19 protein-coding genes and 1 pseudogene are annotated in these 26,261 nt (G+C 36.4%); 3 read left to right on the forward strand and 17 right to left on the reverse strand.

Features of this window, described 5'->3' with window-relative positions:
- From GXZ93_06410 to GXZ93_06485, 16 genes and pseudogenes are all read right to left on the reverse strand, one after another.
- Entirely contained in the window at nucleotides 1–954 is a 954-nt protein-coding gene (locus tag GXZ93_06410) for an ABC transporter permease (protein ID HHT79403.1), read from the reverse strand.
- A 37-nt stretch (nucleotides 955–991) separates the two neighbouring features.
- Nucleotides 992–1,935, reverse strand: a pseudogene (locus GXZ93_06415) (ABC transporter permease).
- 182 nt (nucleotides 1,936–2,117) lie between these two features.
- The gene (locus GXZ93_06420) at nucleotides 2,118–3,803 is read right to left on the reverse strand and encodes a peptide ABC transporter substrate-binding protein (protein HHT79404.1); all 1,686 of its coding nucleotides are present in this window, start codon (nucleotides 3,801–3,803) and stop codon (nucleotides 2,118–2,120) included.
- A 160-nt stretch (nucleotides 3,804–3,963) separates the two neighbouring features.
- Nucleotides 3,964–4,197, reverse strand: coding sequence for a preprotein translocase subunit SecG (gene secG / locus GXZ93_06425; protein ID HHT79405.1), 234 nt, complete (start codon nucleotides 4,195–4,197; stop codon nucleotides 3,964–3,966).
- A 95-nt stretch (nucleotides 4,198–4,292) separates the two neighbouring features.
- Nucleotides 4,293–5,852: a 2,3-bisphosphoglycerate-independent phosphoglycerate mutase gene (locus GXZ93_06430; protein ID HHT79406.1), complete on the reverse strand. Its 1,560-nt coding sequence runs from the start codon at nucleotides 5,850–5,852 to the stop codon at nucleotides 4,293–4,295.
- Nucleotides 5,839–7,434 (reverse strand): 2,3-bisphosphoglycerate-independent phosphoglycerate mutase, encoded by a 1,596-nt coding sequence (locus GXZ93_06435; protein ID HHT79407.1) that lies wholly within the window; start codon nucleotides 7,432–7,434, stop codon nucleotides 5,839–5,841. The genes GXZ93_06430 and GXZ93_06435 overlap by 14 nt, the downstream gene beginning before the upstream one ends.
- A gap of 11 nt (nucleotides 7,435–7,445) precedes the next feature.
- Entirely contained in the window at nucleotides 7,446–8,216 is a 771-nt protein-coding gene (locus GXZ93_06440) for a triose-phosphate isomerase (GenBank protein ID HHT79408.1), read from the reverse strand.
- A 103-nt stretch (nucleotides 8,217–8,319) separates the two neighbouring features.
- The gene (locus GXZ93_06445; protein ID HHT79409.1) at nucleotides 8,320–9,534 is read right to left on the reverse strand and encodes a phosphoglycerate kinase; all 1,215 of its coding nucleotides are present in this window, start codon (nucleotides 9,532–9,534) and stop codon (nucleotides 8,320–8,322) included.
- An 80-nt stretch (nucleotides 9,535–9,614) separates the two neighbouring features.
- A complete protein-coding gene (gene gap / locus GXZ93_06450; GenBank protein HHT79410.1) occupies nucleotides 9,615–10,628 on the reverse strand; it encodes a type I glyceraldehyde-3-phosphate dehydrogenase in 1,014 nt (337 codons plus the stop codon).
- A gap of 235 nt (nucleotides 10,629–10,863) precedes the next feature.
- Nucleotides 10,864–11,721 (reverse strand): RNase adapter RapZ, encoded by an 858-nt coding sequence (rapZ, locus tag GXZ93_06455; protein ID HHT79411.1) that lies wholly within the window; start codon nucleotides 11,719–11,721, stop codon nucleotides 10,864–10,866.
- A 136-nt stretch (nucleotides 11,722–11,857) separates the two neighbouring features.
- The gene (uvrC, locus tag GXZ93_06460; GenBank protein ID HHT79412.1) at nucleotides 11,858–13,723 is read right to left on the reverse strand and encodes an excinuclease ABC subunit UvrC; all 1,866 of its coding nucleotides are present in this window, start codon (nucleotides 13,721–13,723) and stop codon (nucleotides 11,858–11,860) included.
- Nucleotides 13,695–16,547, reverse strand: coding sequence for an excinuclease ABC subunit UvrA (gene uvrA / locus GXZ93_06465; protein ID HHT79413.1), 2,853 nt, complete (start codon nucleotides 16,545–16,547; stop codon nucleotides 13,695–13,697). The genes uvrC and uvrA overlap by 29 nt, the downstream gene beginning before the upstream one ends.
- A gap of 100 nt (nucleotides 16,548–16,647) precedes the next feature.
- Nucleotides 16,648–18,693, reverse strand: coding sequence for an excinuclease ABC subunit UvrB (gene uvrB, locus GXZ93_06470; GenBank protein HHT79414.1), 2,046 nt, complete (start codon nucleotides 18,691–18,693; stop codon nucleotides 16,648–16,650).
- Between the two features lie 28 nt (nucleotides 18,694–18,721).
- The gene (locus GXZ93_06475; protein ID HHT79415.1) at nucleotides 18,722–19,318 is read right to left on the reverse strand and encodes a dephospho-CoA kinase; all 597 of its coding nucleotides are present in this window, start codon (nucleotides 19,316–19,318) and stop codon (nucleotides 18,722–18,724) included.
- A gap of 197 nt (nucleotides 19,319–19,515) precedes the next feature.
- Nucleotides 19,516–20,841: a 30S ribosomal protein S1 gene (gene rpsA, locus GXZ93_06480; protein HHT79416.1), complete on the reverse strand. Its 1,326-nt coding sequence runs from the start codon at nucleotides 20,839–20,841 to the stop codon at nucleotides 19,516–19,518.
- A gap of 148 nt (nucleotides 20,842–20,989) precedes the next feature.
- Nucleotides 20,990–23,908, reverse strand: coding sequence for a DNA polymerase I (locus tag GXZ93_06485; GenBank protein HHT79417.1), 2,919 nt, complete (start codon nucleotides 23,906–23,908; stop codon nucleotides 20,990–20,992).
- A 216-nt stretch (nucleotides 23,909–24,124) separates the two neighbouring features.
- On the opposite strand from GXZ93_06485, the gene GXZ93_06490 reads away from it, so the two are divergent.
- Genes GXZ93_06490 through GXZ93_06500 form a run of 3 tightly spaced genes read left to right on the forward strand, consistent with a single transcriptional unit; the run spans nucleotide 24,125 to nucleotide 25,258 of the window.
- Complete coding sequence (locus GXZ93_06490; protein ID HHT79418.1) at nucleotides 24,125–24,328, forward strand: hypothetical protein; 204 nt, start codon at nucleotides 24,125–24,127, stop codon at nucleotides 24,326–24,328.
- Between the two features lie 38 nt (nucleotides 24,329–24,366).
- A complete protein-coding gene (locus tag GXZ93_06495; protein ID HHT79419.1) occupies nucleotides 24,367–25,023 on the forward strand; it encodes a peroxiredoxin in 657 nt (218 codons plus the stop codon).
- 16 nt (nucleotides 25,024–25,039) lie between these two features.
- Entirely contained in the window at nucleotides 25,040–25,258 is a 219-nt protein-coding gene (locus tag GXZ93_06500; GenBank protein HHT79420.1) for a hypothetical protein, read from the forward strand.
- A 70-nt stretch (nucleotides 25,259–25,328) separates the two neighbouring features.
- On the opposite strand, the gene GXZ93_06505 is transcribed toward GXZ93_06500, so the two are convergent.
- Nucleotides 25,329–26,213 (reverse strand): hypothetical protein, encoded by an 885-nt coding sequence (locus tag GXZ93_06505; GenBank protein ID HHT79421.1) that lies wholly within the window; start codon nucleotides 26,211–26,213, stop codon nucleotides 25,329–25,331.
- Nucleotides 26,214–26,261: the final 48 nt, after the last annotated feature.

Below are 26,261 nucleotides of genomic sequence, written 5' to 3' on the forward strand. Positions count from 1 at the left end.
TTACCTCTTTAATTTCGGATCAAGAGCATCTCTTAAACCATCTCCAAGAAGAACAAATCCGAGTACCGTTATCAGTATCGCAAGGCCGGGAAAAAACATAAGCCATGGGGCAGTGTTTATATAAGTCAGAGATTCTGAAAGCATCTTCCCCCAGGAAGGAGTCGGCGGCTGCACTCCCAATCCTAAAAAACTTAAAGCAGCCTCAACAATAATAGCAGTTCCGACATTCATAGTGGAATATACAATAAGGGGCGCAAAAGAATTCGGAAGAATATGCTTGATAATAATCCTTGCATTGCTTGCTCCAAGGGCGCGAGCCGCTTCAATATATTCTTTTTCCTTAATTGACAATATGGAACTCCTGAACAGTCTTGCAACTGAAGCCCAGCCAAGTATTCCTATTGCGATAAATATATTCAGAACACCGGGTCCAAGAATGGTCATTATTGCTATTGCTCCGAGAATATAAGGGAAAGCAAAAAATATATCAGCGATCCTCATAATTATAGCATCAGGTATGCCGCTGAAAAAACCTGAAATAGCTCCCAGAAACAATCCTATTGCAAGAGAAATGGCAACCGCTATTACCCCGACAAGCATTGAAATCTGGGTACCGTAAAGCACTCTGCTGAAAATATCTCTTCCCAGGATATCAGTACCAAACCAGTGCGCAGCACTCGGACTTTCCTGCGATGCAGTTTTCTCTCTATAGGTAGGATCATAAGGGGCAATAAGCGGAGCAAATATTGCTATCAGGGCCATCATAATAACAATTGCAAGCCCTATCATGGCAAGCTTGTTTCTTATAAGTCTTCTCCATGCATCTTTATATAAAGAAGACTTGCTGTATTTTTTGTCTAATCGGTTTTCTTCAATTATTGATTTCTCAACGATATTATCAGGATCTGAATTATCTGCAGGCAGTTCGTTTTTTTCTTCTTTTATCAAAAACATATTTATTACAAATTTATATTATTTTTTCAGTATTTATTTAATAATTGGCTTCTCCCCCGCTGAATCTTATTCTCGGGTCAAGGATTGCATAAAAAATATCAACAATCAGATTAATGATAACAAAAATAAGTACAAGAATTATGGTTCCGCCTATTACAACAGGAGCATCTCTCTGAAGTATTGCAAGATAAATTATTCTGCCAACTCCCGGCCATGCAAAAATCGTTTCCGTTAAAATAGCGCCACCCACTAAAGTACCCAATCTATTCCGATATAGGTTATTACAGGAATAAGCGCATTTTTCAAAGAATGTTTGAAAATAACCCTGTTATTTGAAAGACCTTTTGCATAAGCAGTCCTTATATAATCATTTGACAAGACATCAAGCATGCTTGAGCGTGTCATTCTGGCAACAAAAGCCGTTGAGACAGAAGCAAGGGTTAGCGCCGGAAGTATATAATATTTTAAGCTGCCATCCCCCATTCCTGACATTGGAAGCCACCCGAGCTTTAAGCCAAAGCCTATCTGTAAAAGCATTCCAAGCCAGTATACAGGAATACAGACAAGTATGGTTGTGGAGATTGTGACCAGTACATCAAGAAAAGAATATTTCTTGACAGCCGATATGATTCCGGCAATTATTCCTATTATCGTTTCAATAATTATTGCCGCGAAAGCCAGTTTTATGGAATTTGGATAATGCTCGGCAAGTATTTCATTCACTGATCGCCGGTATCTATAAGAAGTTCCAAGATCTCCTTTTGCAAGAGAGGAGACATATCTCCAGTACTGTACATAGATTGGTTTGTCTATTCCCATTTTTGCCCTGAGGTTGGCAAGGGCCTGAGGCGTTGCACCTTTCTGGAGAATGAGTTTGGCAGGATCTTCAGGTATCACATACATTAAAATAAAAAGTATGAGGGTGATTCCGATTATTACAGGAATTATCTGGAGTATCCTCTTTATAATATAATATAACATCTCTATTTTTCTATTTAATAATTATTCAGTTTATTCAGCTTTTAAAAAATACATCATATTAAAACTATTTTAGCAATTTTACAACCATTAATACAAAAATACCAAACTTTTTGCAAATAATAATAGCCTGCACATTTGCAGGCTATTATTATTATAATATTAATTCATTATTTTAAACAGTATTATTGTTCCAGCCAAACAGTGGCAAGATCATAATTTTCCATGTTGTCAAATACGAATCCTTTTACATAAGTCTTTACTACTCTGCTTGTGCCATAGAAGTAAATAGGTGCAAAAGCCGCTTCCTTAAGAATAGTCTTTTCAACCTCACGGTATTTGGCTATTCTTTCATCCTCATCAACAGTACTTCTTGCCGCAACAAGCAATTCGTCTACAATAGGATTACTATACTCTGAATAGTTATCAGATGATTTTGAGTAGAATAATGAATAAAGGAAATTATCCATTGTAGGATAGTCGGCAAGCCAACCCAGTCTGAAGAATATTATTTCACCGCTGGCTGCTTTTTCAAGCATTGTCCCCCACTCAAATCCTTCAATTTCCATTGTAATGCCTATTTCAGCAAGATCTGCCTGAATAGCTTCTGCTAATTTTTCATGGCCTGAACCTGTATTAAAACCAAGATTTAAAGTTTCAAGACCTTCACCATTGGGATATCCTGCCTCTTCGAGCTTCTGTTTTGCCATTTCAGGATCATATGTGAAATCCATGGCATTTTCCTGGAATCCGGGGATTCCCGGAGGAACAAATCCTGTTGCAGGGCTTGATATTCCTTCATTGATAATGTCGCAGATATTTTGCCTGTCAATTGCATATATTATAGCTTCTCTTAATGCAAGATTATCTTTAAATGGCTCTGCCTGAAGATTCATGCCATAATAATAAAGTCCGAGTATCGGATGAATTATTGTGCCATCTTTTAAAGCCGGATCAGCTTCCGTAGCAGCTCTCTGCCCTACAGGTATTTCAGTGAATTCAAGATTTCCGGCCTGAAACTCCAGAAATGCAGTTTCCTGTTCAGGAATTATTACATATAATACGCCATCAAGATAAGCTTTCTGACCGTAATAATCGTCATTTCTTACAAGTTCTATTGACTGGTCGTGTGTCCAGGAAACGAATTTAAACGGACCTGTACCATCCGGTATTTCGCCAGCTTTGTCGCCGGCCGCTTCTATACTTTCCTGATTAACAGGATAAAATACAACGTGTCCCAATGTATTTACAAAGTCAGCATAAGGATACTGAAGAGTAACCTGAAGAGTGTAATCGTCAAGCGCCTTTACTCCGGTCAGTTCCGTTGAGCTGCCGTCCTGAGCTGCATCATAACCTTCAATTGCAGACAAATGATAAGCCAGGTATGAAGCAGTGTCTTTAAGAACAACTCTTGTCCAGGAATAAACGAAATCTTGCGCAGTCAGTTCTTTGCCGCTATGGAACTTGACACCTTTCTTTATATAGAATGTATAAGTCAGCAGATCATCGCTAATCTCATATTTCTCACAAAGTTCAGGTACTACTTCAAGTGTTTCAGGATCGTAGGTAAACAATCCGTCCCATATCTGTCGGACTACCTGGATTCCTTCGCTTTCATATGCATTAGGCGGATCAAGAGAAACCGGTTCATTAAGGTGCATTCTCATTATTCCGCCAGCTACCGGTTCTCCGGATACTGTTTCTGCTGTTTTTTCTTCAGCAGCTTCCGCTGTTGTAGTTTCCGCCGCTGCAGCTTCCGCTGTTGTAGTTTCTGTCTGGGTTGCAGCCTTGCAACCGGCAAACAAAGAAGCTGCCAAAGCAGCTACAACTACAATAGTAAGCAATGCAAATAGTTTTTTATTTTTTTGCATTTAATCTCCTCCTTTTTATTTAAACATTACCGGAAAATAAACTGTCATTAATATTATCAATAAATCCGGTAAAATTTATTGTCAATCAAAAAAATTATCAAAACATGATATAAACATCAATTCAGTTAAGGCTGTTGAGAAATAAAATGAAAGAAAATAATTATTGAAAAATAAATAGCAATATAGATGTTATACCAAAAATTACACAACTTATAATCGTTACTCTGTCAAGATTTTTTTCGACTATTCCCGAACCGTCAAAAGTTTCCATCATTCCGGAAAAAAGCCCCGATATTCCTCCGCCTTTTCCGGAATGCAGCAATATCAATAAAATAACCGACAAACATGCAATTATATGAATTATAAATACTACATTCAACCAAATAGAACCCATAAATACCTTCTTCTTTCTTTCTAATACTATAAATGCTGTAATTTTTGAGCTTAAAACAGATATTATATCAAAAAAAAATCAAATTCAAATATTTATTATTTTTTTATCAGGGAATCGCCTGTCATTTCCGGAGGTTTTTCTATTCCGGCAAGCTCCAGAATGGTTGGAGCTATGTCTCCAAGCTTAAGGTTTTCATAATCCTGCCTCAATCCTTTTACGCTATCATCACATAAAATAAAAGGAACATAAGAGGAAGTATGTGCCGTAATCACGTTCTTTGTGATAGAACATACCATTTCTTCTGCATTTCCATGATCAGCGGTAATCAGCGCTATGCCTCCGGTATTGACAAGGGCATTTACTACAAGTCCTACACAGGTATCAACTGTTTCTACCGCAGTAATTGCAGAATCCATATAGCCTGAGTGTCCAACCATGTCTGCATTTGCGTAATTAAGGATAATCAGGTCGTATATGTTTTCATATATCTTTTCAATAACTTTTTCCGTCACCTCATACGCACTCATCTGAGGCTTCAGATCATATGTCTTAACCGGTACAGTCGGTATCATAATCCTGTCCTCGTTTTTAAAAGGAGTTTCAACTCCACCGCTAAAAAAGAATGAGACATGCGGATATTTATCTGTTTCAGCAATTCTTAGCTGTTTTAAATTGTTGAGAGCTATTATCTCACCAAGAGTATTTTTTAATCTTTCCTGGGGAAATGCAGCCGGACACGCAAAACTATCATCATAAATAGTCATTCCGGCAAAGTATATACTGTCAGGATTTATTTTTCCCCTGTCAAAAATATTAAAATCCCGGATTACAAAAGGGCTTGACAGTTGTCTTGTTCTGTCAGGCCTGAAATTGAAAAATATTACTGAATCCTTGTTTTTTATCTTTGAAGCTTCATTGTCTGAAGTTTCTATGCAGCAGGGCTTGATAAATTCATCCGTCAGACCCTTTTTATAGTATTCTTCAACTGCTGCAAGAGGGTCTTTAAAGAATTCTCCTTCCCTGCTGACCAGGAGATCAAAAGCTTTTTTTGTCCTGTCCCACTTATTATCTCTGTCAAGTGAATAATATCTGCCGCTTAATGATGCTATTTCACCTGCTTTAAGCCTGTTTGCAAGATTTTGTATCTCTGCTATATATTTTTTAGCACTCTTGGGAAAAACATCCCTTCCATCGAGAAAAGCATGTATATAAAAATTTTTTATTCCATATTTTGCTGCCATTTTCATCAGAGCTTTCAGATGATCTGTATGGCTGTGCACTCCTCCGTCTGACAGACATCCCATAAAATGCAGGTCAGAATTATTATTTATTGTATTTTGAAATGCGTCCTTAAAAACCTTATTTTCATAAAAACTTCCGTCTTTTATGGCATTAGTGATTTTTGTATAATCCTGAACAACTATCCTGCCTGCTCCGATATTTAAATGCCCTACTTCGGAATTTCCCATCTGTCCTTCAGGCAAGCCTACTTTTTCACCTGCGGCATTCAGTTTCGTATTAGGATAATATCTTGTATAATAATCTATATTAGCTGTCAGGGCATGATATATCGCATTGCCCTTTTGCTTTTCTGAGATACCCCACCCGTCCATTATGATAAGACAGATGGGTCTCTTTATCTTATTCTTTATCATTCTTCCATTCTTTTATTAAGGTTTTACCTGTCATCTCTTCCGGTTTCTCAATATTAAGCATTTCCAGAATCGTCGGTGAAATATCACAAAGAGCCGGGGCATCACCGCATGATACCAAAGATAGGATTCTGTCATCACATAAAATAAAGGGAACCATTGAATTGGAATGAGCGGTCATGGCGCATTGCTTTTCAGTATTGAACATTTCCTCTGCATTACCGTGGTCAGCAGTTATTATACATGTTCCTTTTACTTCTTTTAATTTATCCGTTATCATGCCAAGACATTCATCAACAACCTCAACTGCCTTTACTGCCTGTTCAAAAAATCCCGTATGGCCAACCATGTCAGGATTAGCAAAATTTACAATAATTACATGATAGGATTTTTCATCTATTTTCTTTACCACTGTCTTGGCAATCTCATAAGCGCTCATCTCGGGCTTGAGATTATATGTGGCAACTTTCGGGGAAGGAATAAGAATTCTGTCCTCATTGGGATTGGGTTTTTCAACTCCGCCGTTTAAAAAGAATGTCACATGTGCATATTTCTCTGTCTCGGCAATCCTTAACTGCTTGAGACCGTTTCTTGAAATCACCTCTCCCACTGTATTAGCCAGATTTCTTTGAGGATAGGCAATAAAAACATTCTTTACAGAACTGAACAAAGCATCATATTCTGTCATACATACAAAAATGATATCTCCTGGGGCAGCAGGACCTCTGTCAAATTCATTGAAATCTTCATATATGAAAGCTCTGGTCATTTCTCTTGCCCTGTCAGGCCTGAAATTAAAGAATATAATGGAATCTTGTGATTTTACTTTTGCGCTTTCAGCATCGCTTACCATAATGCTTGCAGGAACAACAAATTCGTCATCTATATTATTCTTATAAGATGCATCAAGAAGCTCTTTAGCATTTTTAAATAATTGTCCGTTTCTGTAAACCAGGTTGTCATAAGCCTTTTTTACCCTGTCCCATCTGTTGTCTCTATCCATTGCATAATATCTTCCCGAAATGGTTGCAATTTCTCCAAGACCCTTATCTTTCATGTATGCAGTAATTTCTTCAATATAGTTTAGTGCACATCTTGGCGGTACATCTCTTCCGTCCAGAAATGCATGCAGATATAATTTTTTTACCTTGTGCATGGCAGCAAGATCTATTAAAGCTTTGAGATGGGAAATATGGCTGTGCACTCCTCCGTCAGAGAGCAACCCAAACAAATGCAGACTGGAATCATTCCTGTCTGTATTTTTTACTGCTTCAAGAAAAGCTTCCTTTTCAAAAAATTTGCCAAGCTCGATAGATCTGGTTATTTTCGTCAGTTCCTGATATACGATTCTGCCTGCTCCGATATTTAAATGCCCTACTTCGGAATTTCCCATCTGTCCTTCAGGCAAGCCCACTGACAATCCCGAAGCATGTAATAGCGTATAAGGATTATTTTTTATCAGTCTGTCATAATTAGGTGTATCTGCAGCAAGTATTGCATTTCCTTCTTTTTTATCTGAACATCCCCACCCATCCATAATTATCAGACATAAAGGGTACCTTGCATCATGATTATTTTTTTCCATTTCAGTCCTGACTAGTAGTTAATTAATGCTAAAAAATCATCTGTTTTTATACTTGCTCCTCCGACAAGAGCACCGTCAATATCAGGCATTGCCATTATTTCGCTTATATTGGATGGCTTAACACTTCCCCCATACTGAATTACCGTATTTTCAGCTATATCTTTTTTATACAGGGCTTCTACTTTCATCCTTATAGAGCTGCACATATGCTGTGCGTCTTCGGGAGTTGCTGTTTTCCCGGTGCCTATTGCCCATATTGGTTCGTAAGCTATGGTGATGTTTGTCATCTCATCTGCGCTTACTGAATTAAGGCCTGACTGAACCTGGTTAAGGGTAAAGTCGACAGCTTTGCCCTTTTCTCTTGTCTCAAGGGATTCTCCCACGCAAAGTATGGGCTTTAACCCGTTTGAAAGAGCCGCTTTTATTTTTCTGTTTACAAGTTCGTCATCTTCTTTAAATATTACCCTTCTTTCACTGTGGCCGATTATTACATATTCGGTCCCCAGAGCTTTCAGCATATCTGCCGATATTTCACCTGTAAATGCCCCGTTTTTTTCATAATACATATTCTGGGCACCTATTTTAATGTCAAAAGCTTTATCTTCAACCCTGCAGGCTTCAATTGCTGCGGCGGTACTGCTTATAGATGTGAAAGGCGGGCATACTGCAATGGTAATATCATTCTTATTACCAAATTTCAGGCTTAACTCATTAATAAAACCGGAGGCTTCATTATGATTTAAGTTCATCTTCCAGTTCCCTGCAATAAATGGTTTTCTCATTTTTTTCCTTTTTTTATAGTGAAATAATTATTAAAATGTAAAAACCTGGCCAGAATAACTTCTTTAAAGATACTCGGTATTCCAGCCAGGTATATAAAGTCAGTTATTTATCCAAAAGCGCTGCAACTCCCGGCAGCAACTTACCTTCCAAAAGCTCCATTGAAGCTCCACCGCCGCTTGACACATGTGAAATCCTGTCAGTCAGCCCAAACTTCTTTAAAGCAGAAAGGGTATCTCCTCCACCGACAATAGTTTTTGCATTGCTGTTTGTAATAGCATTTGCCACTCTCTTGGTGCCGTTTTCAAATTCAGCATTCTCAAAGAAGCCTACCGGACCATTCCAGAAAATAGTTTTGGCAGAAGCAATTTCCTTTTCATAAAGTTTAAGTGTTTCTTCGCCCATGTCAAAACCTTCATAATCACAAGGAATGGAATCTGCCTTTACAGTTTTTTTGCCAGAAAAACTGCCTTCTGAATCCATTTTTGCAACAACTATGTCTACAGGAGTAATGAAGCTGACATTATTTTTCTGAGCTTCCTGAATCGCTTCTCCCGCAAATTTTATCTGCTCTTCATACTCGGCAGGGTCCTCGGCATGAATTGATTTTCCTATCTCATAACCTTTTGATTTCAGGAATGTATAGCTCATACCTCCCCCTACAATAATGCTGTCAACGATATTAAGGAAGTTTTTAATTACCATGATTTTATCTGCAACTTTTGCGCCGCCGAGAACAGCAAGAAAAGGTTTCCGGGGATTTTCAATAATAGATGTAAGTTCCTCAACCTCAGTTTTCAGCAGATATCCTGCAACAGCAGGCAGGTACTGGGCTATTCCTGCAGTTGAAGAATGAGCTCTGTGCGCAGCGCCGAAAGCATCATTGACATAAACATCTGCAAGTCCGGAAAGCTCTTTTGCAAAATCAAGATTGTTCTTTGTCTCGCCGGCATTAAACCTTACATTTTCAAGCATAATGATTTCGCCGTTCTTCATTGTTTTGTCTATATAATCCTTGATTGCATTGCTGGCTATCTCATCAAATTTCTTTACAGGCTTTCCTATTAATTTTTCCAGCTCCTTTGCAGCAGGTGTAAGTCTGTATTTGCCAACCACTTCTCCTTTTGGCCTTCCGAGATGTGCCATTAAAATGATCTTGCAGTTCTGTGCAATAAGATAATTCAGGGTAGGAAGTGAAAGTTTTATTCTGGTATTGTCCTTTACATTCAGATCCGCATCAAGAGGCACATTGTAATCGACTCTTACTATTACTTTTTTATCTTTTAAATCAATATCTTCTATTGTTTTTTTATTAAACATTTTCCGCCTCATTTTCTGAATAACCGAGGATATTCTCCTCGGTTATTCTTCTAAATATTTTAATAAGATATTTCCGTTAATTATTTAACTATATACTTTACAAGTTCTACTACTCTTACTGAATATCCCCACTCATTGTCGTACCAGGAAAGAACTTTATAAAGATTGCCTATTTTCATTGTGCTTAATGAATCAAATATTGAAGAATAAGGACTTCCGACTATATCAGAAGACACAATAGGATCTTCACAGTACTGAAGAATACCTTTCATCTTGGGAGTCTGGGATGCAGCTTTGACCGCAGCATTTATTTCCTCAACAGTTGTTTCTTTTTCAAATTCACATACAAGATCCACAATAGAGCCCACCGGTGTCGGTACTCTTAAAGCCATGCCATCAAGTTTACCTGCAAGTTCAGGAACTACAAGACCCATAGCCTTTGCTGCTCCGGTAGATGTAGGTATGATATTTAGTGCAGCAGCTCTTGCTCTTCTGAGATCCTTGTGAGGAAAGTCTATTATTTTCTGATCATTTGTATATGCATGAACTGTTGTCATGAAACCGTTTTTGATCCCGAAACTGTCCTGAAGAACTTTTGCAACAGGAGCCAGGCAGTTTGTTGTACAGGAAGCATTGGATATGATATTGTGTTTTGACTTATCGTATATTTCCTCATTTACGCCAAGAACGATTGTAGCATCAGCCCCATTACCTTTCATTGGAACAGTAACTACAACTTTTTTTGCGCCGGCGTCTATATGTTTCTGAACTTTTTCTTTATCCCTGAAAATACCTGTTGCCTCCACACATACTTCCACTCCCATGCTTTTCCACGGAAGCTCGGCAGGGTCTTTTATCATTGTCACAGGTATTTTTTTGCCGTCTATGGAAATAAAATCGTCTTCTGCTGTTATTTCATTTTCAAGAGAACCATAAACTGAGTCATACTTTAAAAGAAAAGCAAGTGTTTTTGCATCTGCAAGATCGTTTATGGCAACCACATCGATTGCTTTGTCTTTATCGTATTTCATGATTGCTCTTAATGTCATTCGGCCAATTCTGCCAAAACCATTGATTCCTACTTTTATTGCCATTTTTCCTCCTCTTATTTAAATGGTTTTTATTTATATTTGAATCGGTTTAACTGGAACATTGTAACAGATTAATAACAATTATAAAATAAAAAAATATTTTTTTTTATTTTATATAAAAGATTAAAGGATAATGAATTTTTCAAAAAAACAGGTAACTTTAAAAAAAGGTATTTTAATAAAGATTCCTGCAAATAAAAACATATTTTTTATTATATTTTAACATACAGTATAAATCTTATTTCAATATATCCCTGTGCTGCAATTTTACCGAATATCTTCGTACTTTCAGATACTCGTAAATTCTTTCGGCAATTACAACAGACCTGTGTCTGCCACCCGTGCACCCTATACCTATTCCCAGATAACTCTTTCCTTCTTCAATATAATTAGGGATAAGAAAATCCATCATCTTCTCAAATATCATAAGGAATTCTTTTGTTTCTTCCCTGTTAAGCACATAATGGACTACTTCTTTGTCTTCTCCTGTAAGATATTTTAAATTTTCATCATAAAATGGATTGGGAAGAAATCTTACATCCATTATTATGTCTACATTCTGCGGTATGCCGAATTTATACCCGAAAGATATTATGGAAATCTGAATCTGGCTTCTTTTTTCCGAAGAACTCATAAGACTATCTGTTATCGTCATCCTGAGCTCTTTGGGAGATAAAAGTGTCGTATCTATTATCAGGTCGGAAAGCTCCCTGAGGTTATGGAGCTTTTCAATTTCTTTTTCTATGCCGAGATCAAGATTACCGTCCTGAACAAGGGGATGTTTTCTTCTTGTGAGGGAAAACCTTTTGATAAGAACACTTTTTGATGCTTCAAGAAAAATAATCTTGTAATTGATGCCAAGTTCCTTAATCTTTTCCAGATTATTATATATTTCGTCAAAAAAATATCCGCTTCTAAGATCTATTGCGAGCGCTATCTTATCTATTTTTTTATTATTCTCTGAAAAGAAATCCATAAGATTTGGTATAAGACGCGCAGGAAGATTGTCGATGCAGTAATAGCCTGCATCTTCAAAATATTTTAATGCCTCGGATTTCCCTGCACCCGAAAGACCTGTGATTATGATCAGTTTAATATTAATTTTTTCTTTCATAATGACTCTTCAGCTTTTAATTATTTAATAATAATATCTCTGTCTGTCTGTATGTAACCAGAATAATAATATCAGATAAATTTTAAATCAAAATTATCAGATATCAAATTATATGTCCTTATTTATGAAGAGCATCATATATATTCTTTGCGTCAGTATAGTTTATTCCTTTTAATTTCAGCAAGGTTTTTATATCCTGATTTTTCAGCTCGTCCACTGAGTTAAAATTTTCATATAATATAGTTTTTTTCTTTTCACCTATCCCTCTTACAGAATCAAAAAAAGAAAAAACCATATTCTTGTCTCTTATCTTTCTGTGATACTGCAAAGCAAATCTGTGCGCTTCATCCCTGAGCCTGATGACCAGCCTCATGCTGCCTGTGTCTTTATTTAGTTTTATCCCTTCCGGATAACGATCTCCGAATATTATCTCTTCTTTCTTGGCAATGCTTATCAGATCAATCGATTTCTCAAATCCGTTTTTCTCCATCACCTCCCCGGCTGACGCCAACTGTCCTTTTCCGCCATCTATAATTATCAGATCGGGTCTCTGGTAAAAGCTTTCATCAATGCTTATTTTTGATTTTTTCAGATAGGACAGTCTCCGTTCAAGGATTTCCTGCAACATTGCAAAATCGTCCTGGCCCCGGACTGTTTTTATTTTAAAATGTCTGTAATTATTTTTTAAGGGATACCCGTCCTTAAAAACAACCATTGCGCCTACCGCAAAACTTTCTCTGAGATTTGAAACATCATAGCATTCTATTCTTCTTGGTATATTGCTCAAAGTCAGTTTTTTCTGAAGTTCAATGAGATCATTATATGTTTTATCATGGTTTGACTGCTTTTCAAACTTTTTCTTATCGGCAAAAAGTCTGCAATTATTTAAAACCATGTCCATTATTTTTTTCTTCTCGCCGGACTGCGGTATCCTGATGCTTAACTTTTTATTTTTGGTCTTCATAAAAAATTCAATTATTGATTTTTCGCCTTCAGCCGGAAAGGGAATATATATCTTTGACGGCATATTGCTTATATTCTCATAATACTTGACTATGAAATCAGCCAGTATTTCTTCCCTGCCGAGATCTTCAAAACTTTCAAGAATAAAATTGGAAAATCCTGCAAATTCGCCATTCCTGTACATAAAGATATTCGCAGAAGCAAAACTGTCTGAAAGACAAAATCCTATAAAATCCCATGAACGCTCCGAATTTATGTATATTTTTTGTTCATTGTTCAGACCTTTTATAAAATCTATTTTGTTTTTTGTTTCCAGAGCCTTTTCAAATTCCCGGGAATGCGAAAAGGCCATCATCTGTTTTTCAAGTCCGGCAACAACTGATTCATTCCTGCCGGAAAGAATCGCTATTATAAGCCTTATATTTTCCCTGTATTCATCCTTGCTTATTTTGCCTATGCAGGGCCCGCTGCAAAGCTTCATGTGATAGTTCAGACATGGAGTATTTCCTGTCTTGCCGGGCTTTGCTTTTTTACAATCCCTTAATCTAAACAGTTTGCCGATATACTCAACAGTTTCTTTTAAGTCCGATACGTTTGTATATGGACCGAAATACCTTGCTCCTTTGATTTTTTTATTCCGGGTTATAAAAAACTGTGGAAACTCATCATCCTCTGTTATTGCAATAAAAGGATATGACTTGTCGTCCCTGAAAGATGAGTTAAATTTCGGCCTGTATTTCTTGATCAGATTTATTTCAAGAATAAATGCTTCCACTTCGCTGTCGGTTACTATGTAGTCAATACCATTAATCTTTTCAGAAAAATAATATGCTTTCGGATTGGTCTGGCTAAGTGATTTTCTGCTTTTAAAATAACTTCTCACTCTGCTGTTTAAATTTTTGGCTTTTCCTACATATATTATTCTGTCTTCTTCATCTTTAAACAGATAAACTCCCGATTTTCCGGGTAAGTGGCTTAATATCTGCAATATGTCATTTTTTATTATTTTTGTGTCTTTCATATGATAAGTACTGTTTTAAATAATTCCCCGTATATGATTCTTTTACCTCTGAAACACTTTCCGGACTTCCTGTTGCAACTATGCTGCCTCCCATATCTCCGCCTTCGGGACCCAGATCTATTATAAAATCGGCAGTTTTTATGACTTCCAGGTTATGTTCTATTACCAATACTGTATTGCCGGCATCCACAAATCTGCTCAGGATCTTAAGTAATTTGCTTATATCGTCAAAATGCAGTCCGGTTGTAGGTTCATCAAGAAGATAAAGTGTATTCCCTGTGCTTTTTTTTGATAATTCAGTTGAAAGCTTTACTCTCTGGGCTTCGCCTCCTGATAAAGTAGTGGAAGACTGTCCAAGTTTGATATAACCAAGGCCAACATCATTTATTAACTTTAATTTGTTTGAAATCCTTGGTATATTCTCAAAAAACCTGATCGCTTCCTCAACTGTCATATCAAGCACATCATATATGGTTTTGTCTTTATACCTGACCTCCAGAGTCTCTCTGTTATATCTCCTGCCCTTGCAGACATCGCACATCACATAGATATCGGGAAGAAAATGCATTTCTATTTTAATCTCCCCGTCGCCCTGACATGCTTCGCATCTGCCACCTCTGATATTAAAACTGAACCTTCCGGGTTTATATCCACGCATTTTTGCATCTTCCGTCATCGAAAATAATTCCCTGATATAGGTAAAAACACCGGTATAGGTTGCCGGATTGGACCTCGGAGTTCTTCCGATTGGAGACTGATCTATGACAATTACTTTGTCAAGATATTCAGTCCCTTCAATTTTATCATATCTTCCCTGTCTGTAGTTTGTATTCATAAGAATATTTGAAAGTACCGGATAAAGAGTCTCATTTATCAGAGTGCTTTTGCCTGATCCTGATACACCGGTGACAACAATAAACTTTCCAAGCGGAAAAGCTACATCAATATTTTTAAGATTATGTTCTGATGCTCCGTAAAGTCTGAGTTCTTTTGAATTCCCATTCCTTCTTTGCTGAGGCAGCGGAATAAATTTTTCCCCGGACAGATATCTGCCTGTGAGTGATTTCCTGCATTCAACCAACTTTTCAAATGTGCCGCTAAAAACAATCTCCCCTCCATGGACTCCGGCTTTGGGACCTATGTCAACTATATAATCTGCACTTCTTATTGTTTCTTCATCATGTTCAATGACTATGATTGTATTGCCGAGTTCTTTCAATCGTTCAAGAGCTTTTATCAGTTTGCCGTTATCTTTCTGATGAAGACCTATGCTCGGCTCATCAAGTATATAGAGAACTCCTACAAGACCTGAGCCTATCTGTGTGGCAAGTCTTATTCTCTGAGACTCTCCGCCTGACAGTGTTCCTGAAGATCTTTCCGTAGTAAGGTATCCCAGGCCTACATCATTAAGAAATTTTAATCTTTCAATTATTTCCTTGACAAGCCTGGAACTTATTATCTGTTCCTGTTCACTGAGTTTTAAATCTTTTAACCAGTTTATCGAACCTGAAACAGTCATGCTGCAAAAATCTGCAATTGACTTATCTGATATTGTAACAGACAAGCTTTCAGGTCTGAGCCTTTTGCCATTGCATGTCGGGCAGGGCCTTGCTCTCATTATTTCCTCAATTTTCTCCCTGGCATTTTCCGATTCCGTTTCCATATATCTTCTTCTGAGATTGTTTATCAAACCTTCAAACTTCAGAAAATAATTATTAATAAGACCGCTTCTGTTTCTGTATCTTATTTTTATTCTTTCTCCGCCTGTACCGTTTAAAATGATGCTTTTTGCTTTTTCGTCCAGGCTGTTAAAAGGCTTGTCAAGAGAGAATCCGTAATTTTCTGACAGTCCCCTGAATAATTGTGAATAATAATTGGAATATCCCATATTGATAAAAGGTATTGCACCTCCATTTATACTTTTTTCGGGATACTCGACTATAAGATACGGGTCGATCTCTTTTCTGAATCCAAGTCCTCCACAGTCAGGGCATGCACCATAGGGACTATTGAATGAAAACATTCTCGGAGTAAGTTCTTCAAAGCTTATCTGGCAGTCAATGCAGGAAAAATTTTCAGAATAAACGCTTATTTCCCCGGTTTCCATATTTTCAATATATGCTATGCCCTCACTTTCTTTTAAGGCTGTCTCTATATCTTCAGTAAGCCTTTGCCGGATATCCGGTTTCATTTTAAGACGGTCTATTACTATTTCAATATTATGCTTTATATTTTTTTCCAGTTTTATAAGGTTCAGATCATCAAGTTCCGTAATTTCTCCATCAATTTTTACTCTTAAAAATCCGGATTTTTTAATATTTTCAAAAGTCCTGCTATATTCTCCTTTTCTTCCCCTGACCACAGGTGAAAGCACCATAAACATTGTATCCTGCGGCATTTCAAGCACCTGGTTTACAATCTGGTCAACAGTCTGTCTTGATATCGGTTTGCCGCAAACCGGACAATGTGGATGGCCTATCCTTGCGTAAAGAACTCTGAGATAATCATATATCTCGGTTATTGTCCCTACTGTTGATCTTGGGTTCTTTGAAACACCTTTCTGACTAATTGATACTGCCGGCGACAGACCTTCTATAAGATCGACATCCGGTTTTTCCATCTGTCCAAGAAACTGTCTTGCATATGATGACAGAGATTCAATATATCTTCTCTGTCCTTCGGCATAAATAGTGTCAAAAGCAAGTGATGATTTTCCTGAACCGCTCACTCCGGTAAAAACAATGAATTTATTTCTTGGTATGCGAAGATTTATATTTTTTAAATTGTGCTCCCTGGCACCTCTTATTACTATTTCTGATTTCATCAGTATTAAACTTTTCCTTTTGCATATGAATTAAAATTATAATCTTATATTTGAGAGAAGTTGAAAAGAAAGCAGATACCTGCCAGACAATACAGGAAAGCTATATATCAATATTAAGTATCTTTTTAATCCGTTTTATTTCATCCCTTATGGCTGCAGCTTTTTCAAATTCAAGTTCCCTTGCAGCCAGACTCATCTCCTCCTCAAGACTAGATATTATAGCAAAAACTTCTTTTAAATCCATCTCGACAAGTCTGTCTTCATTAAAGCCGCTTTTACTTTCCTTTACAGAATCTGCAATCTGTTTCAGTTTTCTGGTCTTGGAGATTATGCCGCTGCTATAAAGAATGTCCGTTATATTTTTTACTACAGTCTGGGGAACAATGTTATTGGCTTTATTATATTCCATCTGAAGAAGCCTTCTTCTGTTTGTTTCATCAAGCGCTTTTTTCATTGAATTTGTAATGCTGTCTGCATACATTATTACTTTGCCGTTAACATTTCTGGCTGCTCTTCCTATTGTCTGAATAAGAGACATTTCTGAACGCAGAAACCCTTCTTTGTCAGCATCAAGAATTGCAACAAGCGAAACTTCAGGAAGATCAAGCCCCTCTCTTAAAAGATTTATCCCCACAAGCACATCGAATTCTCCTTTTCTCAATCCTGTAAGGATTTCTATTCTCTCAATCGTATCTATTGTTGAATGAAGATATCTTACCCTGATATTTCTTCCTGCAAGATATTCCGTAAGATCTTCAGCCATTTTTTTCGTCAGTGTTGTAACAAGCACCCTTTCTTTTTTCCCGACTCTCTTTAAAATTTCAGTGATAAGATCATCAACCTGCCGGTCTGTAGGCTTTATTATGACTTCAGGATCTACCAAACCTGTCGGTCTGATTATCTGTTCGGAAATACTGAGACTTACCTTTTTTTCATAAGGTCCCGGGGTTGCTGAAGTGAAGATAACTTTCTTTATCTTTTTTTCAAATTCTTCCAGTCTCAGAGGCCTGTTGTCCAGTGCTGAAGGCAGTCTGAAACCATAGTCCACAAGTGTCTGCTTTCTTGAACGGTCCCCTTCATGCATGCCTCTTATCTGGGGTACGGCGATATGGGATTCATCAATTATTACAAGAAAATCCTCAGGGAAAAAATCAATAAGAGTATTGGGGGTCTCTCCGGGTTTTTTGCCCAGAATATGTCTGGAATAATTTTCAATTCCACTGCAGAATCCAAGCTCTTCAATCATCTCCATATCATATCTGGTTCTTGATTCAAGCCTCTGTGCTTCAACCAGTTTTCCCTGTCTTTTAAAAAATTCCACTCTTTCCTCAAGCTCTTTGCTTATCGTATTGATTGCTTTTGGAATCCACTCGGAAGAAGCAAGAAAATGTGTTGCGGGCGATATGACAGCCATTTCCCTGAACCCCGACAATTCGCCTGAAACAGGATGAAATTCAATTATTTTTTCTATTTCATCACCAAACAGCTGTATTCTTAAAGCATAATCCTGATAAGCGGGAAAGACTTCTATTATGTCTCCCCTTACCCTTATATTTCCCTGGCTGAATTCATAATCGCTTCTTTCATATTTAATGGATATCAGATCTCTTAAAAGCTTCTGTCTTGCATATTCCCGGCCAACCTTTAAAAATACTCTTTTATTCTCATATTCTTCCGGAGAGCCAAGATTATAAATACATGAAACGCTGGAGACAACTACTACATCCTTTCTTGTAAATAGTGAATTGGTGGTTGAAAGTCTCAGCTTTTCGATTTCTTCATTTATAGACGAATCTTTTTCAATATACATGTCTCTGCTTGGGATATAAGCTTCAGGCTGATAATAATCATAATAACTTACAAAATATTCAACCGCGTTTTCAGGAAAGAATTCTTTAAACTCATTGCAAAGCTGTGCAGCAAGAGTTTTATTAGGAGCAAGAACGAGCGTGGGAATCTGTATTTTCTGTATGACATTAGCCATTGTAAATGTTTTTCCGGAACCTGTTACACCAAGAAGTGTCTGGTATTTAAGCCCTTTGCTCAGGCCGTCAGCCAGCATGTTGATCGCCTGCTGCTGATCTCCCTGGGGTTTGTAGTTTGATCTTATTTTAAAATTTTTTTCTATTCCGTATTCTTCAAACATTTAACTTAAACCTTAATGAAAACCTTATTCATTCGGCCAGGGTGTCTATTAATTCTTCAAGTTTTTCATATAAATCTTCTTTTTTGGAATCATTCTCAATAATGAAATTGATCTTTTTCCCAATGATCCCGATTTTCTGGTTTTTTAAACGGTTTTCCAAATCTGATTCTGAAAGACTGCCATTTTTATTTTTAAGACGTTTTCTTCTGTTTTTTAAATCAGACTTTACAAGTATTATTTTATTACAGTATTTGTATATATTGCTTTTAAAAAGAATGGCCGCATCAATTATTATGTAGCCTGATTTCGAGTTGTTTTTTAAAATATATTCTTTTACCTTTTCTTCAATTAAAGGAAACATTATCTCATCAAGTTTTTCCATTTCGCCACAGTCGGCAAATACTATGCTGCCTAGTTTTTTATAATTAACTTTATCGTCACGGTCTGCAATATCTTTTCCAAAACAAAACCTCAGCTTTTCGACGACATTTTTATTTTCCCTGTATACATCCTTGGCAATTCCGTCCAAATCCAGAATAATGGAATCCTTAAGCTTTGAATTCAGATAAGCCGCTGCAGTTGACTTCCCTGAACCTGTTTTACCTGTTATGCCTATTATTTTCATGCCGATCGCGTTTGTTGATATGATAATTTTAATTTTAAATCTTTAAACAAAAATTTTTAATTATATGTTTTGTGGTTTTTAAAATCCGGTATGTCTGCCTGTCACAAAAATAATTATCCCCTAACTTCAGTAAAATTAAGGGATAATTAATATTATACTATTTAAATTTATATTTATAAGATTTTTACTTATACCTTTTATTCGAGATTGGCTTCATCTTTCATCTGTTTCAGAATTTCCTTTATAGCTCTTTCTCTCTCATGCTCAGGATTGTCATCCTTATTGACTGTTTCATCCTTGGAGACAGTTTTTTCTTTTGTTTCTGCTGTGTCATCAGGCTGTTCCTGATCTTTTTCAATGGCGTCAGCATCTTCTCTCTGTCCGGCATCAGCATTCTCTTCAGCAGGTGCGTCAGGACTGGTTACCTGCCTGATTGAAAAAGCCATTCTTCTTTTTTCAAAATCGATATCAATTATTTTAACTATTATCTCATCTCCGATTTTGGCTACATCGCTAGGTCTTTTAACCGGCTCTGTGCTTAATTCAGATATGTGAACAAGTCCTTCCATATCTTCCTGTATCTGAACAAAAAGACCGAATTTTACAATTCTTGTCACCTTGCCCTGTACAATATCACCTATTTTGTAGGCTTTTATTTTGTCTACCCAGGGATCCTTCTGTGTCTGCTTCAGACCCAGAGAAAGTCTTTGTTTTTCAAAATCAATATCAAGTATTTCAACATTGACTTCCTGTCCGATTTTTACAACTTCTGAAGGATGTTTCACGTGATTCCATGAAAGTTCAGAAATATGTATCAGACCGTCAATTCCGTCTACATCAACAAACGCACCGAAATCTGCTATGCTTGTGATAATTCCGTCACGAATCTGTCCTATTTCAATATTCTCAAGGATTTCTTTTCTTTGTTCTTTTCTTTCATCTTCAATAATTGCCTTTCTTGAAAGGACTACATTATTTCGGTTTCTGTCTACTTCGATTATTTTACAGGTGTATTTCTCACCGATATATGAAGAAAGATCTTTTGTTTTCTTGATGTCAATCAGAGAAGCAGGTAAAAATCCTCTGAGGCCGATGTCAAGAATCAAACCTCCCTTGACAAACTCTATTACCTGACCTTCCACGATCTCGTCATTCTGATAGATCTTCTCAATTCTGTCAAAACTTTTTTCAATTTCAGCTCTTTTCTTTGAAAGAATAAGCCTCCCGTCCTGATCTTCTTTTTGAAGAACCATGATTTCAATAACATCATCCAGTTCCAGGAATTCATCCGGTTTAACACTGTTTCTGATAGATAGTTCTGATGCAGGAATAACTCCTTCTGACTTAAAGCCAACATCGACTAGAACTTCATCCTTATCGATTTTAACAACTTTTCCTCTAAGGATGTCGCCTTCATCAAAATTAATAAGGGTAATATCATAATTTGGAACCATCTCCCCCTTTTCATTCTGAATCATGCAATTTTCATCTGTTAATTGATTGTAAATAATATTTTTTGTCATTGTGCCAAAAATCCCTCCAATTTTAAATTTGTGCCAAAAAATATAGCATGACAAAAAATTTAAATCAATATATAATACTATTTTTAGAATTTATTTATTATCTGAAGCTATCTGAGGCACATATTTTTCTGTTTGACTCTGAAAACTGCTAAACGTACCAGTTTTCAGCATATTTAATATCTGTTTTAAGCGGAACTTTAAGACTTACACATTCTTCCATCGCTATTTTTACAGATTTTCTTACAATTTCCAAATCTTTTGTTTTTAGTTCCAGAACAAGTTCATCATGCACCTGCATAAGGATATTTGAATCTGTACCTGATTCTTTTAAATTATTATAAAGTTTTACAGTTGCAAGCTTCATTATGTCTGCCGCAGTTCCCTGGATAGGCGTATTTATTGAAAGCCTTTCACCAAGATTTCTTATTCTGGGATTTGCGTTAAAAAGTTCGTTTATTTTTCTTTTTCTTCCAAAAAGCGTTTTTGCATATCCTTTTTCATAAGCTTCCTTAATAAGGCTGTTTATAAAGCTCTTTATTTTAGGATATCTGGCAAAATATAGTTCTATATAATTTTTTGCTTCTTCCTCGGTAATTGACAATCTGGTCTTGAGGCCATATTCCGTCATACCATAAATTATCCCAAAATTAATAGCTTTGGCTCTCCTTCGCATTTCCTCTGTTACATCTGAAAGCTTCACATTGAAAATCTCGGCTGCTGTATAGCTGTGTATGTCTTCATTCCGTAAAAAAACTTCTATCAGCTTTTTATCACCTGACAAATGAGCAAGCACTCTTAGCTCTATTTGTGAATAATCCGCAGAAAGAAGCAGGTCATATCCTTTTCCCGGAACAAATGCTTTTCTTATAAGCCTGCCTATATCTGTTCTTACCGGAATATTCTGAAGGTTAGGTTCACTTGAGCTTATCCTTCCGGTAGTTGTTCCGAGCTGATTATATGTCGTATGTATTCTTCCGTCTTTTTTGCTTGCTATATTTGGAAGAACATCTATATAAGTATTCTTTAATTTAACTTTTTCCCTGTAATCAAGTATTTTTTCAATAATAGGATTATCCGCCATCAGCGAGAGCAGTGTTGCTGCATCAGTTGACAAACCGGTTTTTGTTTTTCTTCTTGGTTTCAGATTAAGTTTCCCATATAATATCCTGGATAATTGCTGGGGTGAATTTATATTGAATTCTTCTCCGCTTGCTTCAAATATCTCTTTTGTTATTGCTTCAATCTGTTTGTTAAATTCGACAATCAGGACTTTAAGATAATCTCTGTCAATTGCAACACCTCTGTATTCCATCTCTGCCAGTACCTTTATAAGAGGTTCTTCAATATTTTTATATAATTCAGTCATTTCATGCTTTTCAAGATCCTTTAAAAGGTTATTTTCAGGAACTGCATAAAAGAACAGGAATGCAAGCTGCTGTTTATAATAATCTGTATCATCAGCCAAAAATGTGGAAAAATTTTCATTTTCATAGTTCTCTGAAAGCACCTCTGGTGGTTCATTTTCATCATCGCCGCACACTGCAAAAGACATCTGATGGTTTTCATGATTGCTGCTCTGATTTTTTTCTTCACTTTTATAAATGATCTCTGATTCTTTCAGGTCTGCATTTAATGCATCGTCTTTAAAATAGATATTTCTTAATCTGTTCAGCAGCTTTTCAGGATCCATATCTGAATATTCTTCAAATATCTCTTTAATTTCAACATTGGTTTTTTCTGAATTCAGAAGCAGAAAAAATATTTTCAGATCATTTAAAGGACCGTTTATTTCAATGCCATTGCTTTTAAGCCATTTATAATTATATTTAATGTCAAATCCGGTTTTTATTATTTCTCTGTTATTAAAAATTCCTTCAACCGCATTAAAACATGCACTACTCCCGAATATGGATGAATCCGTTAGCAGTATTTCATTTTTACCATTAAAAACTGCAAGTATTTTACTTTCCCGGTTTCCGGTATTTTTTTCATTAAAAGGATCCAGTACGCCAAAATATACCTTTTTGCTTATTTTAGCTGCAAACCTTTGTATATCTTTTGCATTTTTGGGAATTATGCAGTTCACTGATTCAAAATTATCGTTTTCATCAAAACCGTCTTTTTTTAAATCAATTTCATTTTGTTCTGAATTTGAAAAATAATTTTTATATTCTTTATTGCTGTTTTTAAAAAAAGCAATCTTTTTTATTCTTTCTGAAAGAGTTTTGAACTCAAGCATGGAAAAAGACTTCTGTATATCTGAAATATCGGCATCTTTTATTCTCTGCTCAAGAATGCTTTCTATATCCAGATCTATATCCGACTCAAGCTCTGTAAGCCTTTTTGAAAATTCCGCCTCTGACTTATTTTTTAAAATCAGTCCGGCAAGTTTTTCGTTTTTGATTTTATCTATATTTCTGTAAATATTTTCAATACTTTTAAACTGCCCGATAAGTCGCGTCGCTGTTTTTGGCCCTATTCCGGGAATGCCGGGAATGTTGTCGGAGCTGTCACCGGCAAGAGCAAGATAATCCTGTATTTCTTCAGGTCTGACATTAAATTTTTCATATACCGCTGCCGAATCAAAAACAACAATATCAGTCATTCCTTTTTTTAATGCCACTACTTTTATATTGCCGCCTACCAGCTGCAGCATATCCTTGTCTGAGGAAATTATCATTATTTCTTCATAGGATTTCCTGCATCTGCTTGCAATGGCTGCTATGATATCGTCAGCTTCAAAACCTTCCTTCTCGACAGCAGGAATCTTCATTGATTTAAGCACTTCTTTTATAAGAGACATCTGGCTGATCAATTCATCCGGCATTTTTTTTCTCTGGGCTTTGTATCCTTCAAAAAGTTCATGCCTGAAAGTAGGCCCTTTGCTGTCAAAAGCAGCGATCATATTGTCCGGTTCAAAATCCGTAGCAATCTTAAGAACCATGGAGATAAAACCATATATCGCATTAGTGACAATTCCTGAAGAAGTAGTTATGCTTGAAGGCAGGGCATAAAATGCTCTGTAGGCAATATTATTGCTGTCTATTAAAATAAGTTTATTTTTCATTTTTTCAATATGACTAAATCACTATTATCGTATTATAAAGCTATTTCAATATAATTATACATTCTGCCGGTGTCTTTTTATAAATAATAAATCTTTAACTTTTTTTATTAAAAGTTATGAAATTCAGCATTGCTTAGATTTATGTCGTTAATAAATGTAAAAAGCAGCTGGTTTTTCTTATTATAGTAAATATGCTATATTATGTAACTAAAGAAAATGTTAAAGAAGTTTATTATACTATCGATAGTCTCTTTAATAATCTTTGCCATAAGCATTATCATGCACGAAGTGGCTGAGTCTTTTTTGGGTAGAAAAGATATCTTGTTTTTCTTTATTGCTGCTTTCCTTTCACCTTTGTTATTTTTTACAGGAGTAATAGGAAGCATAGTGGTTTATGTCAAAGGATTGAAGAAAAGATAGTAACCTGATCTTTGTAAATAAAAAATAAAGGGGGAAAAATGAATGAAATGAACAATGATGTTGTAAACGTACTTCCCAGACTCGGATCGCCAGCTCCGCAGTTTGAAGCCGTAACAACACATGGAACGATAAAACTTGAGGATTTTAAGGGCAGCTGGCTTATACTATTCTCTCACCCTGCAGACTTCACACCGGTGTGCACTACCGAATTTGTAGGATTTGCACAGATCCATCCGAAATTAAGAGAGCTTAACTGTGAGCTTATGGGCCTGAGCATCGACAGTGTATTTTCCCATATAGCATGGGTAAGAAATATCGAAGAAAAGTTCGGAGTAAAAGTAGAATTCCCGGTTATTGCGGATCTGAGTATGGATGTTGCAAAAAAATACGGGATGATTATGCCCGGTGACAGCGCAACAGAGACTTCAAGAGCTGTTTTCATTATAGATGACAAACAGATATTGAGAGCTATGGTTTACTATCCTTCATCAACCGGCAGAAACATGGATGAGTTTTTGAGAGTTGTTCAGGCATTACAGACATCAGACAAGAACAGTGTTGCAACACCTGCAAACTGGAGACCGGGTGAAAAAGTAATCATTCCGCCACCGAAAACCCAGGAGATGGCTGAAGAGAGAGTAAAAGATTCAGCTTTTGAATGCAAGGACTGGTATTTCTGCAAAAAAGATCTTTAATAAAGGCAGGTAATAAATGGCATGTGTAAATTCAGACGGAACAATTACGTCAACCGCTAAAGAACTTCTGCAGTTGATAAAAGAACCTTATTCTGCCGAGGAGATTGCGGAAAAACTTAAAAGGCCTCTCTTTAAAGTAAGAGTGAGCCTGAGAGAGTTAAATGAAGCCGGTTTTGCAGACAAAGCTGATAATGACAAATATATTATTTCGGAAGCTGGAATGACAAAGATATAATCAATGCTTTTAATTCCCTGCTTTTCAGGATTCTTGCGTAAATGACCCGTATTCACTACGGGTCATTTATTTATTCACTTACAGAACCGGACTTTGCAAAGAAAACAATTAATTTAACCAAATCGGTAATAACTGCAATAGCGCATCCTGCCATTATAATAATAAGCACTATAGTGGTAATCATGCTTGCCACACCTTTTAACGCTATATCCGGTATAAGAGAAAAATCAAAAGGAAATAACCTTAAAAGACAGGCTGTCACCGACAATGTAAGTCCGGCTGTTATAATTGATATTATTTTCAGAAGATAGAATCTTTCAAAAAAAACAAGTACCAGATTTCCGATTATTGAAACCAGCATGCTTAAAGTAAAAAAAGGAAGCCACATGCTGAATTCTTCGGTAAGAACCGGGACCATCATTAACTGTTGGGCGCCATTTACAGTCTCGTTATAATAATAATATGCAATATACTTATTAAAGAATAAGATAAATATCATCCAGGCTATTGCAAATATGATTGCAAAAATATAGCCCGTAATCCTCCCGGCTTTTCCTAATGCAAAATAACCATCAAATTTGCCATCAAAAGCCTTGAAATCTTTATTCCGGCCTGCTTTATTTTCTTTTTCTATATCTTCTTCAGGTTCTTGGATTTTTTTTTCTTCACTGTTGCTGTTTTCTTCAGAATTTTCTTTTTCTTTGTCTGATTTAAAATAATCAGATACACTTTCCCCAAAATTCTGAGCAGCTTTTCCAACTTCCCTGAATTTGCTCTGCACATCTTCGTCTTTGAAACGCTGTGCAAATGCTTTTACTGATTCAGATGCGCTTTCTGCAAATTCCCTGGATTTTGCTTTCAAATCAGGGTCATTAAAAATTTCGGCTATTGCGCTGCCGAATTCCCCGAACATCTTTCCGAAATTCTCAGCAGCTGATTTTTTTTCGCTTTCCACAATCCTCCTTCCGGCAGTTGTCCCGGGTTTTATAAAACAAGAGATTAA

The organism is Actinomycetota bacterium, from assembly GCA_012837825.1.
In the GTDB taxonomy this organism is placed as follows: Bacteria; Actinomycetota; Humimicrobiia; order Humimicrobiales; family Humimicrobiaceae; genus Humimicrobium.

What these genes read in the sequence shown, in the direction of transcription:
- GXZ93_06445 (HHT79409.1), bottom strand. Translation starts at nt 9,534, where the DNA reads ATGTTTAATAAAAAAACAATAGAAGATATTGATTTAAAAGATAAAAAA.
- GXZ93_06430 (HHT79406.1), bottom strand. Translation starts at nt 5,852, where the DNA reads ATGATAAAGAATAAGATAAAGAGACCCATCTGTCTTATCATAATGGAC.
- GXZ93_06495 (HHT79419.1), top strand. Translation starts at nt 24,367, where the DNA reads ATGAATGAAATGAACAATGATGTTGTAAACGTACTTCCCAGACTCGGA.
- GXZ93_06475 (HHT79415.1), bottom strand. Translation starts at nt 19,318, where the DNA reads ATGAAAATAATAGGCATAACAGGTAAAACAGGTTCAGGGAAGTCAACT.
- uvrB (HHT79414.1), bottom strand. Translation starts at nt 18,693, where the DNA reads ATGTTTGAAGAATACGGAATAGAAAAAAATTTTAAAATAAGATCAAAC.
- GXZ93_06420 (HHT79404.1), bottom strand. Translation starts at nt 3,803, where the DNA reads ATGCAAAAAAATAAAAAACTATTTGCATTGCTTACTATTGTAGTTGTA.
- gap (HHT79410.1), bottom strand. Translation starts at nt 10,628, where the DNA reads ATGGCAATAAAAGTAGGAATCAATGGTTTTGGCAGAATTGGCCGAATG.
- secG (HHT79405.1), bottom strand. Translation starts at nt 4,197, where the DNA reads ATGGGTTCTATTTGGTTGAATGTAGTATTTATAATTCATATAATTGCA.
- rpsA (HHT79416.1), bottom strand. Translation starts at nt 20,841, where the DNA reads ATGACAAAAAATATTATTTACAATCAATTAACAGATGAAAATTGCATG.
- GXZ93_06485 (HHT79417.1), bottom strand. Translation starts at nt 23,908, where the DNA reads ATGAAAAATAAACTTATTTTAATAGACAGCAATAATATTGCCTACAGA.
- GXZ93_06435 (HHT79407.1), bottom strand. Translation starts at nt 7,434, where the DNA reads ATGGAAAAAAATAATCATGATGCAAGGTACCCTTTATGTCTGATAATT.
- GXZ93_06490 (HHT79418.1), top strand. Translation starts at nt 24,125, where the DNA reads ATGTTAAAGAAGTTTATTATACTATCGATAGTCTCTTTAATAATCTTT.
- GXZ93_06440 (HHT79408.1), bottom strand. Translation starts at nt 8,216, where the DNA reads ATGAGAAAACCATTTATTGCAGGGAACTGGAAGATGAACTTAAATCAT.
- uvrA (HHT79413.1), bottom strand. Translation starts at nt 16,547, where the DNA reads ATGAAATCAGAAATAGTAATAAGAGGTGCCAGGGAGCACAATTTAAAA.
- GXZ93_06500 (HHT79420.1), top strand. Translation starts at nt 25,040, where the DNA reads ATGGCATGTGTAAATTCAGACGGAACAATTACGTCAACCGCTAAAGAA.
- uvrC (HHT79412.1), bottom strand. Translation starts at nt 13,723, where the DNA reads ATGAAAGACACAAAAATAATAAAAAATGACATATTGCAGATATTAAGC.
- GXZ93_06410 (HHT79403.1), bottom strand. Translation starts at nt 954, where the DNA reads ATGTTTTTGATAAAAGAAGAAAAAAACGAACTGCCTGCAGATAATTCA.